The following is a 14,734-nucleotide window of genomic DNA, read 5'->3' as shown; positions in this document are numbered from 1 at the left end:
TTCGACGACGGAACTCGAGCCGGCTAGTCGCTCGCGGGTCGAATCTTGAACCCGTAGCGGGTGACGCCTTCCTGCGTGTAGATCCGGCGGATCGTCGTCTCGATGCGGTCGCCGACCGCGAACGCGTCGGGATCCGCGTCGGCCCCCATCGCCGGAGCGCTGACGGTCTGGTCGCCGCTATCCGTTTCAAGCGCGACGATCGCGGCCGCATAGTCGCCGGCCTTGGCCTGCTGTTCGGCGAACTCCGGCGGTGCGCCGCCCTGCGAGATGGTCGTCACGGCTTCGATCGTGCCCTCTCCGGTGAGTTCGAGGGGCTCGTACTCGGCGAGCGCCCCGCAGTCGTCACAGGCTCCTTCCGGCGGGAAGGATAGCGCGCCACACTTCGAACAGCGACCGGCCTCGAGCCGGTAGCGCTGGGGAAGCGACCGTTTCCACGAGGGGACGCTGACGTACGCGCCGCCGCCCGACGGCGGCCCGGTGGTCACGACGCCGCGCTGGCGCAGGTACTCCGCGTAGGAGAGCGTGTCCGCCCCCTCGAGTGCGGTCTCTGCAGGCACGTCGCCCTCGGTGGAAACGACGAACGCGTCCGCGCCCGCGCCGCTGCCGTGGGAGACCCCCAATACCGACTCGTAGCCGTCTGCGAGCGCTGTCGCGAGCGAGACGGGAACGCTTGCGGCTCCGAGATCACCCAATTCGTGAACTGTCGCAGCCGCCTGAATGTCGTCGGTGCTCACGCCGGCCGCGCCGGCGGCGCGGTAGGGCAGTTTGCCGTCGGGTGCCTGAATCGCGGCCGCCTCGGGGTCAGGGTCAACCTCGAGACCGGAGACGGCACCGCCGATCGTCTCGGAAAACGCCTGCCGGTCGTACTGGGTGACGCCCAGTCCCCGCGTCTCGTCCTCGCCGGTGTTGCGGAATCGGGTCCCCGGATACGGCGCGGAATACTCCGCGCGGTCGGTGATTTCGGCGGGGCCTTCGCGCTCTACGACGAACGCCGCCGAGCCGGCTCCGGCCGCGTGATCCATCCCGTCGTCGGGGTCGCCCTTCGGCGCGTCGGCCGCGACGACCAGCGCGGTGGTCGACTCGGCCTCGAGCGCATCGAGGCCGGCCCAGAGCGCCCGGGTGCCGGCGCGCGTGCTCCCGGTGAACACCTGTCCGGTCGCCGACTCCGAGAGCGCGAGCATCGCGCCCAGCCGGGCGGTCGGGTCCTCTTCTGCCGCCGGCGGTCGCGAGGACGCGAACCCGAGCCAGTCGATTTCGCCGGGGTCGGTTTCGGCCGCCTCGAGCGCCCGCGTCGCGGCCTCGTACCCCATCGTGAGGGCGTCCTCGTCGGCCGAGGGGACGGCCTTCTGGGTGACGCCGGCGGCGTGGAACTGGCCCCACGCTTCCTCGAAGGCCTCGGAACTGATGCGGAACCGGGGCGCATACGCGCCGACGCCGGTGATTGCGGTCATCAGGCGCTCACCTCCTGTTCTTTCTCAAACACGTGAACGACGGCGGCACCACCGCTGCCGCCGACGTTGTGGGTCAGCCCGCGGGTCGGGTTCTCGACCTGTCGCTCGCCCGCGTTCTCGGTGAGCTGTTTGTAGGCCTCGACGACCTGCCCGGCACCGGTCGCGCCGATGGGATGGCCCTTGGACTTGAGGCCGCCGGAGGTGTTGACCGGCAGTTCGCCGCCGAGTTCGGTCTCGCCGGACTCGATCAGTTGGCCCGCCTCGCCCGTCTCGCAGAAGCCGAGGTCCTCGTAGGCGAGCAGTTCAGCGATTGCGAAGCAGTCGTGGACCTCCGCGAAGTCGAGGTCGTCGGGCTCGACGCCGGCCATCTCATAGGCTTTCTCGCCGGCCCGCTGGCTCGCGGGCACGCCGGTGTAGGTATCCCGCTGGAAGAGGCCGACGTTGTCGCTGCCGGCACCGACGCCAGCGACGCGGATCGGGTCGTCCGTGTAGTCGTCGACCACGTCCTCGCTGACGATCAGCGCACAGGCCGCGCCGTCCGAGGTCGGACAGCAGTGATAGAGGTTCAGCGGGTCCGCGACGACCGGCGCGGACTGGGCGTCCTCGAGCGAGCACTCGAAGCCCAACTGCGCGTGGGGGTTCTTGGCCCCGTTCGCGTGGTTTTTCACCGCGACCCGCGAGAGCTGTTCGCGCGTGGTGCCGTACTGCTCCATGTGGACGCTGGCCATCTGCGCGTAGACGCCGGAGAAGGTGGTGCCCGAGAGCCGCTCCCACTCGGTCTCCCCGGAGACGCCGAGCCAGTACTTCGTCGCGTCCGAACTCATGTCGGACATGATCTCGAAGCCGCCCGCGAGGACGACGTCGGCCATCCCCGACTTGACGGCTTGGACCGCCTGCCGGACCGCGAAGCCGCTCGCCGCACAGGCGTTCTCGACCCGCGTCGTCGGCACGCCGTCGAGGCCCACGTGTTCGGTCACTGCTGGCCCGGAGAGGCCGAGTTGGCGGCCCCCGACCCCGAGGTTGCCGATAACGGCCTCGTCGATGTCCTCGGCCTCGAGTCCATTCTGCACGCTGTCAGTCGCTGCGTCGAACGCCGTGCGGAACAGGGATCGGTAGCTTTCGGAGGGGAAGGTCCCGTAATCCGACTGCCCCGCGCCGACGAGGTACGCGTCTCGCATACTCGTCTTTCGGAGGGGCGCTGTGAAATAAGTGTACACTCGCTCACGGTCGATCATCACAGACGCGCCACGGCGAGAGTCGACTGGGCAAGGTGGAGCGCGTTCGAGAACGAACGCGTGGCATTCAGGCGTACTGAGACGCGACACGGGATTCAAGCGTCTCGTTCACGTACCTCGAGTATGTCCCGCGCGGCAGCGCTCGTGTCCGCCCTCGAGACGACCGACTCGCTGGCGATCGTCTGCCACGACAATCCGGACCCGGACTGTCTCGCCAGCGCGCTCGCGCTCGAAGCGATCGCTCGCGAACACGACGTGGCGGACGTGACGATAGCCTACGGCGGCGAGATCTCCCACCAGCAAAACCGCGCGTTCGTCAACCTGCTGGACATCAGTCTCCGGACGATCTCGGAGGTGACACTCGCGGACTACGACAGCGTGAGCTTCGTCGATCACAGCAGTCCGGGCGCGAACACCGAGGTTCCGCCGGAGGTCACTCCCGATATCGTCGTCGACCACCACCCAGGCGAGTCGGCCGCCGCCGCGTTCGAGGACGTTCGCACCGACTACGGCGCGACGGCGACCATCTTCGTCGAGTACCTGCGGGACCTCGAGGTCGATCTGACCACGCGGCTCGCCTCGGCGCTGCTCTTTGCCCTCCACCGGGAGCGACTGGACTTCGTTCGCGAGCCGACTCGGCGCGAGTACGAGGCCGCGCTGTCGGTCTACCCCGACGCGGAACTCGAGACCCTCGAACAGCTCTACGGCAGCGCGTTTTCGCCGGGAACCTTAGACGCCATCGGGCGGGCGATCGCCAGCCGGGAACGCCGGGGCTCCTCGCTCGTCGCGAGCGCCGGGAAAACGACCGAGACGGACGCGCTCCCGCAGGCGGCGGACTACTTGCTCAACCTCGAGGGCGTCAACACGGTTTTGGTCTACGGGATCGTCGACGACGTGATCCGCCTGAGCGGCCGCTCGATCGACCCACGGGTCCACATGGGCGAGACGTTAGAGGAGGGGTTCGACGATCTCGGCCCGGTCGGCGGCCACCACGACATGGCCGGCGGCCGGATCGAACTCGGGCTGTTCGCCGACGAGGGCGACGACGCCGACGAACTCCTCGAGTTCGTCGGGGGACGGCTCACCCGCCGGTTCTTCGACTCGTTGAACCTCGACGATTGATGCGGCCGGTCGCTCGGCTCGCTCGCGCGCCTCAGTCGATGTCGATCGAGCGAGCCTCGTCGTCCGGCTCGCGTTTCGGCAGCCGGATCGTCAGGATGCCGTTGTTGACGCTGGCTTTGACTGCGTCGTCGTCGACCGGTTCGGGGAGGCGAAGCTGTCGACTGAACGATTTCGTCTCCCGCTCGCGTCGGATGTAGTTCTCCTCGTCGCCCCCGAACTCTTGACTGTGCTCTCGCTGGCCCGACACGGCCAGCGTCTGCCCGGAGAGGCGCAACTCGAGGTCGTCGTTCTCGTAGCCGGGGACGTCGATCGTGACGACGAACTCGTCGCCCTCGTCCGCGAGGTCCAGACTCGTCTCCGCGCCGCTCATCGAGAGATCGAGTTGGCTCCGCTGGTCGACCTGCGTTTCCCACGACTTCGCCGCCGTCTCGATCTGGCGGTTCAGTCGGTCGAGCAGTTCGTCGATACCGTCGAAGGGGCGGGGTCGGTCTGCCATGGTATCTCTTCTCGAGTGTAGGGGGTCGACGGCGAAAAAGGCCACCTCAGGTCCGTGTGATGGTCTCGCACGCTAATATGTTAGGAGAAGGACTTGCGGCAGAACCGAGGGGTGGGCTGGTCGTTTTTAGGGTCCCGAACGTAGCGTGGGGTATGACGGACGCACTATTCGTCGTCAGCGAAGAGGGGTATTGGGGAGAGGAATGCGTCGAGCCGCTCGAGACGCTCTCGGAAGCTGGCGTCGAGATCACGGTCGCGACGCCGTCGGGTAGCCCGCCGGTCATCGACGAGCGGTCGATCGATCCCGACGAGGTCGGCGAGGAGACCGCCGAACACGTCCGGCAGGTCGCGGAAAACGACGAGCGGCTGAACGACCCGATCCCGGTCGCACAGGCCGACGCCGAGGGGTACGACGCCGTCGTCTTCCCCGGCGGACACGGGACCGCGTGGGACATCAACCAGGACAAACACGCCCGACAGCTCCTCCGGGACGCTGTCGAGGGCAACGGGAAGGCACTCGTCGTCTGCCACGCCGTCGGCATGCTCGGCTTCGCTCGGGACAGCCACGGGGCGTTCATCGTCAACGGCCGCGACGTGACCGGCTTCCCCAACGAGTGGGAGGAGGGCATCGTCGACGAGCAAGACCGCATGCCCGACGGCCGCAAACTGCCCTACTGGACCGAGGACGAGGTGAAAGCCGCCGGCGGGAACTGGGACGCCGAACTCGACGCCGACACCAGCGTCACCGTCGACGGCGACCTCATCACCGCCCGCGGCCCCGGCTCCTCGAGCGACGCGGCCGAGACGCTGCTCGCGGAACTCGACATCGAACTCGAGGCCTGATCGGCCCGCGTTTCGCGTCGCTCCGCACTACGTCCGGAGAAGTCACGGGATTCGATTCACCCCGCGACGTTCGATTCAGTTACGACCGCTATTTTCAGGACTTGCCCCTGACTCTCAGGTTCGCGTCCGCCAACGCCTCGGGCGAGGAGTACGTCCGGCAAGATGACAATCCCCATGCTATTTCCCCCTGTTCGTGCGAGGGAATCACATGCCGGCGATTCGAACGCGGGGACTCACGAAACGGTACGGTGCCGGCGACGAGGCCGTCGTTGCCCTCGAGGACCTCGACCTCGAGGTCGCGGAGGGGGAGGTGTTCGGCTTTCTCGGCCCGAACGGTGCCGGAAAAACGACCACGATCGACCTGCTGCTGGACTTCGTCCGACCGACCGAGGGAGACGCGACCGTCCTCGGCTACGATACGCAGCCGGAGACGGACGCAGTCCGCGATCGCGTCGGGGTGCTCCCGGAGGGGTTCGACCTCTGGAACCGCTCGTCGGGCCGTCGCCACCTCGAGTTCGCGATCGAGTCACAGGACGGGGACACAGAGCCTGAGACCCTGCTCGAGCGGGTCGGCCTCGATCGGGACGCCGGGCGGCGACCCGTCGGTGACTACTCGAAGGGGATGTCCCAGCGCCTCGCGATGGCGATGGCGCTGTCGGGCGACCCCGATCTGCTGATCCTCGACGAACCCTCGGGCGGGCTCGATCCCCACGGCATCCGGACGATGCAGGAGATCGTCCGCGGGGAAGCGAGGCGGGGGACGACCGTCTTCTTCTCGAGTCACATCCTCGGGCAGGTCGCGGCGGTCTGTGATCGGGTCGGGATCTTGGACGACGGCGAACTGGTCACCGTCGACTCTATCGAGGGACTCCGGGAGACGGCCGGCGTGGGCTCGCGACTCGTCGTCGAGATCGCGAGCGAACCCGGCGCGTCGGTCGACGAGTTGACGGCGATCGACGGCGTCACCGACGTGACCCGCGCCGAAGACGGCCTGCACGTCACGTATACGGACCCGCGCGCCAAGGCGACGGTCGTCCATCGGCTCGTCGAGTCCGACGCGGCGGTGCTCGACTTCGACATCGAGGAGGCGACCCTCGAGGACCTGTTCGCGGCGTTTACCGGCTCGAATGCCGATGCGGGCCTCGAGTACGAGACGGACGCACGGCTCGAGGGCGAGGAAGACAGCGGGAGAAGCGGAGACCGCCCATTCGGGGCGGGCCCCGAGGAGGTGGACCGATGACGTGGGTCGCGATCGCGCGCAAGGACTTTGAGGATGTCGTGCGCTCGCGGATGGTCTGGGGGATCATCGGCGTCTTTCTGGTCCTGATGGGGATCGTCACCCTCGGCGCGTCGTCCCAGATCGAGGACCCCGCCGCGACGGACGTCATCTCCTTTTTCACCAACGTCGGCGGCCAACTGTTCGTCCCGATCATCGCCCTGGTCGTCGGCTACATGGCGATCGCGGGGGAGCGCCAGTCGGGCAGTCTCCGAATCCTGTTCGGGCTCTCCCACAACCGCCGCGACGTGCTACTCGGGAAACTCGCGAGCCGAACCGGCGTCATCGCCGCCGCGACGCTCGTCGCCTGCGCCTTCACCGCTGTGTTGATGCTCGCCCTCTTCGGCTCGCTGCCGGTTGGGACGGTGCTCGCGTTCGTCGCCCTGACGCTCCTGCTCGGGGCCGCGTTTACCGCCATCGCCGTCGGCGTCTCGGCGACGGCCGCCACCCGGGCGCGGGCGATGGGCGGTGCGATCGGCAGCTACATCCTCTTTACCCTGCTGTGGCACCCGCTGGTCGCCGGGCTTCACTACCTGCTCGAGGGGGACCTCGTCGGGCTCGAGGCCCCGGGCTGGTACCTCTTCGCGCTCCGACTCAACCCGCTCGAGGCGTACAGGCAGGCCATGAGCCTGCTGGTCGACGGCTACGTGCCGGCGCTGGTCGGCTGGGAGACCATCGTCGAGGACGTTCCCCAAGGGGCGTTTCAGCAGGGCGCACTCGCGGTGTCGGACCGGGTCGCCGGGGACCTGCCGTTCTACCTGTCGGAGTGGTTCGCCGCCGTCGTGCTGGCGGTCTGGATCGTCGTTCCAGTCGCGATCGGCTACCGTCGCTTCCAGCGGGCCGACCTGAACTGAGCCCCTCGAGACGGGGGCGACCATCGGCGGCGATCCGCGGGCCATCGCTCGTCGCCGCGAGGGTGGCCGACCGGAGTCTGCGCCGTCGGTCGGTTTTCGGGTATCTCGGCGTTCCGGCGGCTGAGGCCCCCGACGAGCCACGAATCGAGTGAGTTATCAGCGCCGGTTCCCGAGCACAGTCGTGGGTTCCGCCCGATCGAACACGTCCGACCGAAGCAGTTCGTTGCAGAGTCGCGGCTATCACATCACCGTCGACGACGGCCGCGACTCCTTTTTCGCACTCAGTATCGAGGATCCGACCAGCGAGGACGCGTGGCTCATGTCGGACACCGTCGTCTCGCTCGAGGAAATGCGGTGACTGCTGTGGTGGTCCAACCGCCCCGATCGAAGTCGCTCTCGCCTTGGCGCGAATCAGTCCCTTTTTACACGCAGACAGGGAAACACAGGTTATGAGCTTCGAGGAAGACGATCGCGTCGTCCTGCACGACGAGCACAGCGAGTTCGACGGCGAAACCGGTACCGTCTCCCAGACGATGGAGTCGATGTTCGGCGACGTCACCTACACCATCAGCTTCGAGGACGGCCAGGAGGCCGGCGTCCCCGAGGACGATCTCGAGGCGGCCGACGAGGCCGACGCCGAAGACGACGAGGAATAACCGCCGCTCGCGGGCCGATTTTCCGTCGCGTCCGCTCGCCGACCGTCACCGCACCGGACCGACACTACTGCGCCCGCAGACCACAGCACACTTCGAATCGCAGATGCCACAGATCCCGCTTCACTACGTCGATTTACGGACGTTTTGCTACGCCACCGAGGACGAAAAGCGCGTCGAGGAGGCGCTTCGGACCTTCCTCCCCGAGGAGTTCGAGATCGAGCGCGCCGAGAGCGAGGGCCACTACGGCGACCGCATCCTCGTCCTCTCGGCCCGCGTCGAGAACGCCGACGACGTTCGCCACGTCCTCTCGCGGCTGGCCGACCTCGAGTCCTTCGACGAGTTGATCGACGAACTCGACGAGCGGGTCACCGAGAACACGGAACTGTTCCTGCGACTCGACAAGCAGGCCGCCTTCGCGGGCGACGTTCGCCTCGGTGCCGGCATCACCTTCCGGGGGAAGGTCGAGGCGTACCCGGCGAAAAAGGAACAGGCCGTCGAGAACGCCGAAGAGGTCCTCGAGCGACTGCGCGAACAGGACTGACTCGCGGTCTCAGCCTCTCGCCCGCTTATTCTCGAGCGACGATCGCGCATCGAGCCGACCGAACGTGGCCGTCCGGTTGCGAAGCGCTTTTGACTGGCCAGTCAGTAAGCCATATAGGACCTTTCTGAATGACGGACGAGACGAGAGACGATCTTATGGAGGCGACGTATCGAGCGCTCTGCAAACACGGGTACGCGGAGTTGACCATGCAAGACATCGCGGAGGAATCGACCAAGAGCAAGGGCACGCTGCACTATCACTTCGAGGGCAAGGGCGACCTCCTCAAGTCGTTTCTGGAGTATCTGCTGGACCGATTCGAGGAGCGGACCCAGACGGTTCCCGGCGAGACGCCGGCCGAACGACTCCACGAGTTCCTCGACGAACTCCTGACGCCGTCGGACGACGACTCCGCCGAGGAGTTCCGCACGGCCATCCTCGAGATCAAGGCCCAAGCGCCGTACAACGAGGCCTATCAGGACCAACTGAGCGAGTTCGATAGCGCACTCCACGATCGGATCGCCGAACTCGTCGCGGATGGCCTCGAGTCGGGCGAGTTCCGCGCCGACATCGACCCCGACGAGGTGGCCGACTTCCTCGTTACGCTGTTCCACGGGGCCCAGACCCGGGCGGCCGCGGTGGACCGACCGCCGGAACGGACGCTGGCGTACGTCCACGACTACATCGATGAAACCCTGTGTCTCGAGTCGACCGAACGGAACGGGGCGGCGCTCGAGGCCGACACGGGGGTCGAGGAATGAGCCTGCTGTCTCGCCTCGTCGGCTGGATCAAGCGGCGCTTTTCTCGGCTCTCCGGGCTGTTCAAGGGGCGCGAGGAGTTCGAACTGACCGAGGGCGGGATCGCGAAGCCGCTGTTCTATCTGTCGCTGCCGATCATCGTGACGAACCTGCTGCAGACGGCCTACAACCTCATCGACACGTTCTGGCTGGGCCAGTACAGCACCGAAGCGCTCGCGGCGATCAGCTTCGCCTTCCCGATGGTCTTCCTGCTCATCTCGGTCGGGATGGGGTTATCGGTCGCCGGGAGCGTCCTCGTCGCCCAGCACATCGGTGCGGACGAGGAGAGCGAGGCGGAGTACGCCGCGTCCCAGACGGTGGCGCTGTCGCTGATCGGGGCGGTACTCCTCGGCCTCATCGGTTTCGCTTTCGTCGAGGAGCTGCTGGGCCTGCTCGGGGCGTCTCCGGACGTGTTGCCGCTGGCGACCGACTACATGCAGGTCATCTCGCTGGGCATGGCCTTCATGTTCGGCTTCTTCGTCTTTATCGCGCTCATGCGGGGCTACGGCGACACGATCACGCCGATGCTCGTGATGTTCGGCTCGGTGGTCCTCAACGTGATCCTCGACCCGTTCCTGATCTTCGGCTGGGGGCCGTTCCCCGAACTCGGGATTGAGGGCGCGGCGATCGCAACGGTCTTCTCCCGCGCGCTCGCGCTCGTCGTCGGACTGGCGATCATGTTCCGCGGGACGCGGGGCGTTCAAATCCGGCTCCGACAGATGCGGCCCGACCTCTCTTTCGCCAAGAAGCTCGTCTCGATCGGCTTCCCGGCGTCGGTCGAGGGGATGGGACGTGCGCTGTCGATCAACCTGCTGCTGGTGATCGTCGGTCTGTTCCCGACCTACGTCGTCGCGGCCTACGGGATCGGCACCCGGGTCTTCTCGGTGATATTCCTCCCGGCGATCGCGGTCGCCCGCGGCGTCGAGACGATGACCGGCCAGAACGTCGGCGCGGACAAACCCGACCGCGCGGAAGCTGCCGCCGACTTCGCGGCCAAAACCATGTTCGTCGTTCTCGGGGCGCTCGGCGTCGTGGCGTGGCTCGCCGCGGAGCCGATTACCGCTGCGTTCACTGACGACCCCGAAGTCATCGAGGTCGGCGTCACGTTCCTCCGGTACGTTGCGCCGTCGTTCGGCTTTATCGGCGTTATGCGGGCCTACAACGGTAGCTTCCGGGGCACCGGGAAGACGCTTACCGCCGCCGCGATCGTCCTCGTGACCTACGCGGTCGTCCGGCTCCCGATCGCGTACGGCCTCTCGCAGACGTCGATGGAGTACCGCGGCATCTGGGTCGCCTTCGCCGCCTCGAACGTCGTCGGCGCGGGACTCGCCTACGCCTGGTACCGCCGGGGCACCTGGCGCAGCGCCGACGTGACCGACGATCCGGCGGCTCCCGCGATCGGAGAACCGGACGCGAGCACCGACGACTGAGACCGTCGGTCGTTTCAGTCACCTGCCGTATCCACCCCAGTAAAGTGCCGTGAGACCGCGTCTTTGATCGAACTCGAATACCATGGGAGCGTCAGAGCCGAGCCGCCGTCCGCGGGTTGACGATCGCCTCCAGCGGCGCAACTACCTGATTCGCGACGCGTGGTGGTGATCGATGGTCGAAACCGTCTCTATCGATATCCTGAGTCTCCTGCTCGTCCTCTCGGTTGCGTGGGTGTTCGGCGCGGTCGCCGAGCGCTTTGGCTACCCGACGATGATGGGGGAACTGTTCGCCGGCATCGCCTTCGGGCCCGCGTTGCTCGGGCTCTTACGCCCCTCGGAACTGCTCTCGGTGCTGTCGGAACTCGGGGTGTTCCTCCTGATGGTCTACGTCGGGATGGAGGTCGATCTCAGGGAACTGTTCGAACTCGGCCCCCAGTCGCTGCTGATCGCCTTCGGGGCCTTCGTCATCCCGTTCGGACTCGGCTACGCGGCCGGCGTCTGGCTCGGCGTCTCCGTCGGCGCGGCGCTGTTCCTCGGACTGGCCATGGCCGCCACGTCGCTGGCGACGAAGTCCCGGATTCTGGCCGACCTCGAGTTGCTGGATACCCGGATCGCGAACGTGTTACTCGGCGGCGCGCTCGCCTCGGACGTGGGCGTGCTCATCGCGTTCGCCGGCGTCGACAGCTACGTGACCGCGGGCACGCTTGATCCAGTCGAAATCGGTGTGATCCTCCTGCAGGCGATCGGCTTCTTCGCGGCAACGCTGCTGATCGGCTACCGGTTCCTGCCGGTCGCGTGGCGGTACATCGAGCGCCAGCGCGAGCGCTACGGGTTCGTCGACCGCACGACCGCCTTCACCTTCGCCCTGCTCGTCTCCCTGCTGTTCGCCCAACTCGCGACGCTTGCAGACCTGCACATGATCATCGGCGGCTTCATGGCGGGCATGTTCCTCCGGCAGGCGGACGTCGAGCCGGGGCTCTACGAGCACATGCACACGGTCATGTACGACCTCGCGATGGGGCTGTTCGCGCCCGTCTTCTTCGTCACGGTCGGCTTCCAGATCACGTTCGACGTGTTCTTCGACTCCTTTGCCGTCCTCGCCGGACTTGTCGCCATCGCGTTCCTCGGCAAGATCATCGGCTCGTGGCTGTTCTCACTCCCGACGTCGCTGACCTCCCGCGAGGGCCTCGTCGTCGGCTTCGGCATGAACGGCCGCGGAACCGTCGAGATCATCATCGCACAGGTCGCCTACGAGGCCGGGGTCATCGGCGCGGAAATGTTCTCGATCCTCGTCTTCATCGCGATCTTTACGACCGCGCTCGTCCCCGTCACCGTCACGTGGGGCGTGCGCCTGCTCGAGTCGGCGGACGAACTCGTCTACGTCGATTCGGCGGCGACGACCGAGGACTGACTCGCCGTCGGTCGTCCTGATCGGTCTGCTCGAGGCCAGAATCTCGAGGCTCGAGCGGGGCGTTTTTGCCGCCCGCGCCAGCAGGGAGGAGTATGCAAGTCCACGTCGTGGGTGACGACCCCGTCCGCGAGGCCGTCGTCACCGCGCTTGATGATGTCGACGTCGATGTCCGCGACGCCAGTCCGGCGGATCTCGACGACGCTCGCTTCGCGGTCGTCAGCGACGTCGCCGGGTCGCCGACGTTCGAGCGGGCGAACGAGGCCGCCCGAACCGGCGGCACGCCTTGGGTCGCCGTCGAGATCGGGGGCGTCGGCGGCCAGCCGCTCCCGACCGTCGACGCGGCAGTCTCCGGCTTCGCGCCTGCTACGGGCTGTTTCGACTGTCTGCGCGCCCACGTCGCGTCGAATCTCGAGGAGCGAGCCGACGGCCCGCAGGCCGATCGCGCCGCGGCCCGATTCGCCGGTGCCGTCGCCGGCCGAGAGTGCGTGCGCATCTTCTCGGGCGACGAGGGCTCGATCATGGGACACACGCGCGAGGTGCCACACGCCCGGCGGGAGATCCTGCCGGTCCCCGGCTGTGCGTGTGCGGCGGGCGACCGGGACCGCACGCTCGAGCGCGACGACGAGTCGCTCGCCCTCGACGCCGCCGTCGAAGCTGCCGAGCGAGCGATCGACGACCGCGTCGGCCCGATCGCCAGCATTGGCGAGATCGAGTCGTTCCCGGCACCCTACTACCTCTCGACGGTCGCGGACACGACCGCGTACAGCGACGCGAGCGCGCCGAGACAGGCCGCCGGCGTCGCCACCGACTGGAACGCCGCGCTGATGAAGGCCGTCGGCGAGGGCCTCGAGCGCTACTGCGCCGGCGTCTACCGCGAGGACGACTTCGTCCGCGCGAGCGAGGCCGACCTCGAGAGCGCGGTCGCCCCGACAGATCTCGTCCGACCGGACGACGCGCCCGCGTACGACGCCGGCGACGACCACTATTGGGTTCCCGGCGAAGATATCGCGACGGGCGAATCGGTCCACCTGCCCGCTGCGGCGGTCCAGTTCCCACAACCCGGCGAGCCGTTGGTTCCACCGATCACGACCGGACTGGGGCTCGGTTCCTCGACGGTCGACGCGCTGATCTCCGGGCTGACGGAGGTGATCGAGCGCGACGCGACGATGCTCGCGTGGTACTCGACGTTCGAGCCGCTCGGACTGTCCGTCGAGACGCCCGAATTCGACGCGCTCGAGCGCCGCGCCCGGAGCGAGGGGCTGTCCGTGACGCCGCTGCTCGTCACCCAAGACATCGACGTGCCCGTGGTCGCCGCGGCCGTCCACCGAGATCCCGACGTGCTTGCGGATGATCCGGTTTCGGCCGAGGACGACGCGTGGCCGGCCTTCGCGGTCGGGTCGGCGGCCGGGCTCGACGCCGAAGCGGCCGTGGCCTCGGCACTCGAGGAGGCGCTGCAGAACTGGATGGAACTGCGGAACCTCGGGCCGGACGAGGCCGACGACGCGGGCGGCGAAATCGGCGCGTACGCCTCGTTCCCGGAGCGAGCGCGAGCGTTCGTCGACACCGAACAGACGATTCCGGCGACGAGTGTCGGCCCCGATCCCGTTCCGACGGGAACCGATCGGCTCGAGGCGCTGTGCTCGCGGACCGCCGACGCCGGACTGACGCCGTACGCAGCGCGGTTGACGACTCGGGATATCGAGGCGATCGACTTCGAGGCGGTTCGCGTGTTAGTCCCGGGCGCACAGCCGCTGTTTACCGGCGAGCCGTTCTTCGGCGAGCGGGCGCGGACCGTCCCGGCGGACCTCGGCTTCGAACCGCGCCTCGAGCGGGCGTTCCATCCGTACCCCTGAGTGGCGGCGATCGGGTGAGCGTACGGAACTGCCGTCGCCGGTGGTTTCGAGGGAATCGAACGCGGCCTCAAAAATCTACGTTGCGGGGCGGGACGCTGACGCTGTCGATGCGCTACTCCGCCGACTCGTTCGACGGTTCGTTTGCTGTCTCGTCCGTCGTCTCGTTCGGATCGCCGTCGCTCGGCTCGTCATCGATTGGTTCGGACTCGTTCGTCTCCGGATTGCCCGCTCCGGGCTCGCCGGCCGGACTCGCTTCGTCCGCTCCCTCTCCCCGATCGATGTCTAAAATCAGTTCCTCGTCGGTGAGTCGAACGGTGACGGCTTTCGTACTCGAGGTGATCGTGACTTCCTCGAACGTCGCGTCGTCGTCTTCCCGTGCGTATCTGGTCACGCGGAGGAGTTGCTCGGTCGCGTCGAGATGGGGCAGCGACGCCGACTCGTTTGCCGTGACCGTGTAGCTCTCGTCGTAGGTCTGGCGGTTCGTCCCGGTCTCGTAGGCCTCGAGCGTGAGGTCGTAGTGGCGGTCCGACTCGCTGTGGACCTCGATGGGAACCAGCCCTTGAAAGCTGCCCTGATAGTGCTCTTGTAAGTTCTCGACACAGCCTGCGAGTCCCGCGACTGCGGTCACTCCGGCGGTTCGAAGTACCGTACGACGGTTCACGTGTGACCCTCGGGGACCGACGACCGTAGGCGTTACTCTTCGGGGCGGCGGCCCCACCGATCATATTCGTCTGCGGTCCGCTCCCACGGGATTTTTGCCGGTGGAGTGATAC

Annotated in this window: 15 protein-coding genes; 11 read left to right on the top strand and 4 right to left on the bottom strand. The window is 67.4% G+C overall.

The features are described from left to right. Nucleotides 1–23 precede the first annotated feature (23 nt). Nucleotides 24–1,451, bottom strand: coding sequence for a zinc ribbon domain-containing protein (locus C489_RS17645; RefSeq protein ID WP_006432705.1), 1,428 nt, complete (start codon nt 1,449–1,451; stop codon nt 24–26). Continuing rightward, nucleotides 1,451–2,629 carry a thiolase domain-containing protein gene (locus C489_RS17640; protein WP_006432704.1) on the bottom strand — a complete coding sequence of 393 codons (1,179 nt, stop codon included), beginning with the start codon at nt 2,627–2,629 and terminating at the stop codon, nt 1,451–1,453. The genes C489_RS17645 and C489_RS17640 overlap by 1 nt, the downstream gene beginning before the upstream one ends. A 180-nt stretch (nt 2,630–2,809) precedes the next feature. Between C489_RS17640 and C489_RS17635 the strand changes: the two genes are divergently transcribed. Beyond that, the gene (locus C489_RS17635) at nt 2,810–3,808 is read left to right on the top strand and encodes a DHH family phosphoesterase (RefSeq protein WP_006432703.1); all 999 of its coding nucleotides are present in this window, start codon (nt 2,810–2,812) and stop codon (nt 3,806–3,808) included. A gap of 31 nt (nt 3,809–3,839) precedes the next feature. On the opposite strand, the gene C489_RS17630 is transcribed toward C489_RS17635, so the two are convergent. Beyond that, the gene (locus C489_RS17630) at nt 3,840–4,304 is read right to left on the bottom strand and encodes an Hsp20/alpha crystallin family protein (protein ID WP_006432702.1); all 465 of its coding nucleotides are present in this window, start codon (nt 4,302–4,304) and stop codon (nt 3,840–3,842) included. A gap of 152 nt (nt 4,305–4,456) precedes the next feature. On the opposite strand from C489_RS17630, the gene C489_RS17625 reads away from it, so the two are divergent. The 10 genes from C489_RS17625 to C489_RS17585 all read left to right on the top strand — a co-directional run bounded on the left by C489_RS17625 (nt 4,457) and on the right by C489_RS17585 (nt 13,961). Beyond that, nucleotides 4,457–5,146, top strand: a complete 690-nt coding sequence (locus C489_RS17625) for a type 1 glutamine amidotransferase domain-containing protein (protein WP_006432701.1) — start codon at nt 4,457–4,459, stop codon at nt 5,144–5,146. Between the two features lie 208 nt (nt 5,147–5,354). Beyond that, nucleotides 5,355–6,386, top strand: a complete 1,032-nt coding sequence (locus C489_RS17620; protein WP_006432700.1) for an ABC transporter ATP-binding protein — start codon at nt 5,355–5,357, stop codon at nt 6,384–6,386. Further along, nucleotides 6,383–7,276 carry an ABC transporter permease subunit gene (locus C489_RS17615; RefSeq protein ID WP_006432699.1) on the top strand — a complete coding sequence of 298 codons (894 nt, stop codon included), beginning with the start codon at nt 6,383–6,385 and terminating at the stop codon, nt 7,274–7,276. Before C489_RS17620 ends, C489_RS17615 begins: the two co-directional genes overlap by 4 nt. A 181-nt stretch (nt 7,277–7,457) precedes the next feature. Continuing rightward, on the top strand, nt 7,458–7,634 hold the full coding sequence (locus tag C489_RS22295) for a hypothetical protein (RefSeq protein WP_006432698.1): 177 nt from the start codon (nt 7,458–7,460) through the stop codon (nt 7,632–7,634). Nucleotides 7,635–7,725: 91 nt separating this feature from the next. Then, on the top strand, nt 7,726–7,932 hold the full coding sequence (locus tag C489_RS17610) for a hypothetical protein (protein ID WP_006432697.1): 207 nt from the start codon (nt 7,726–7,728) through the stop codon (nt 7,930–7,932). 103 nt (nt 7,933–8,035) lie between these two features. After that, complete coding sequence (locus C489_RS17605) at nt 8,036–8,473, top strand: RNA-binding protein (protein WP_006432696.1); 438 nt, start codon at nt 8,036–8,038, stop codon at nt 8,471–8,473. 128 nt (nt 8,474–8,601) lie between these two features. Further along, nucleotides 8,602–9,231, top strand: a complete 630-nt coding sequence (locus C489_RS17600; protein WP_193364786.1) for a TetR/AcrR family transcriptional regulator — start codon at nt 8,602–8,604, stop codon at nt 9,229–9,231. Continuing rightward, nucleotides 9,228–10,697, top strand: coding sequence for an MATE family efflux transporter (locus C489_RS17595; protein ID WP_006432694.1), 1,470 nt, complete (start codon nt 9,228–9,230; stop codon nt 10,695–10,697). The genes C489_RS17600 and C489_RS17595 overlap by 4 nt, the downstream gene beginning before the upstream one ends. 172 nt (nt 10,698–10,869) lie before the next feature. Further along, nucleotides 10,870–12,108, top strand: coding sequence for a cation:proton antiporter (locus C489_RS17590; protein WP_006432693.1), 1,239 nt, complete (start codon nt 10,870–10,872; stop codon nt 12,106–12,108). Nucleotides 12,109–12,200: 92 nt separating this feature from the next. After that, nucleotides 12,201–13,961 (top strand): YcaO-like family protein, encoded by a 1,761-nt coding sequence (locus tag C489_RS17585; protein WP_006432692.1) that lies wholly within the window; start codon nt 12,201–12,203, stop codon nt 13,959–13,961. A gap of 112 nt (nt 13,962–14,073) precedes the next feature. Here the strand turns inward: C489_RS17585 and C489_RS17580 are convergent, their stop codons facing one another. Continuing rightward, on the bottom strand, nt 14,074–14,622 hold the full coding sequence (locus C489_RS17580; RefSeq protein WP_239642068.1) for a hypothetical protein: 549 nt from the start codon (nt 14,620–14,622) through the stop codon (nt 14,074–14,076). Between the last annotated feature and the right edge of the window lie 112 nt (nt 14,623–14,734).

This window comes from Natrinema versiforme JCM 10478, assembly GCF_000337195.1.
Classification (GTDB): domain Archaea; phylum Halobacteriota; class Halobacteria; order Halobacteriales; family Natrialbaceae; genus Natrinema; species Natrinema versiforme.
The sequence above is the reverse complement of the archived record's forward strand: the minus strand, read 5'-3'. Positions and strand labels throughout refer to the sequence as shown.

Coding starts and splice junctions, on each gene's coding strand:
- C489_RS17585 (WP_006432692.1), top strand. CDS start 12,201: ATGCAAGTCCACGTCGTGGGTGACGACCCCGTCCGCGAGGCCGTCGTC.
- C489_RS17620 (WP_006432700.1), top strand. CDS start 5,355: ATGCCGGCGATTCGAACGCGGGGACTCACGAAACGGTACGGTGCCGGC.
- C489_RS17610 (WP_006432697.1), top strand. CDS start 7,726: ATGAGCTTCGAGGAAGACGATCGCGTCGTCCTGCACGACGAGCACAGC.
- C489_RS17640 (WP_006432704.1), bottom strand. CDS start 2,629: ATGCGAGACGCGTACCTCGTCGGCGCGGGGCAGTCGGATTACGGGACC.
- C489_RS17635 (WP_006432703.1), top strand. CDS start 2,810: ATGTCCCGCGCGGCAGCGCTCGTGTCCGCCCTCGAGACGACCGACTCG.
- C489_RS17605 (WP_006432696.1), top strand. CDS start 8,036: ATGCCACAGATCCCGCTTCACTACGTCGATTTACGGACGTTTTGCTAC.
- C489_RS17630 (WP_006432702.1), bottom strand. CDS start 4,304: ATGGCAGACCGACCCCGCCCCTTCGACGGTATCGACGAACTGCTCGAC.
- C489_RS17590 (WP_006432693.1), top strand. CDS start 10,870: ATGGTCGAAACCGTCTCTATCGATATCCTGAGTCTCCTGCTCGTCCTC.
- C489_RS17600 (WP_193364786.1), top strand. CDS start 8,602: ATGACGGACGAGACGAGAGACGATCTTATGGAGGCGACGTATCGAGCG.
- C489_RS17645 (WP_006432705.1), bottom strand. CDS start 1,451: ATGACCGCAATCACCGGCGTCGGCGCGTATGCGCCCCGGTTCCGCATC.
- C489_RS17595 (WP_006432694.1), top strand. CDS start 9,228: ATGAGCCTGCTGTCTCGCCTCGTCGGCTGGATCAAGCGGCGCTTTTCT.
- C489_RS17625 (WP_006432701.1), top strand. CDS start 4,457: ATGACGGACGCACTATTCGTCGTCAGCGAAGAGGGGTATTGGGGAGAG.
- C489_RS17615 (WP_006432699.1), top strand. CDS start 6,383: ATGACGTGGGTCGCGATCGCGCGCAAGGACTTTGAGGATGTCGTGCGC.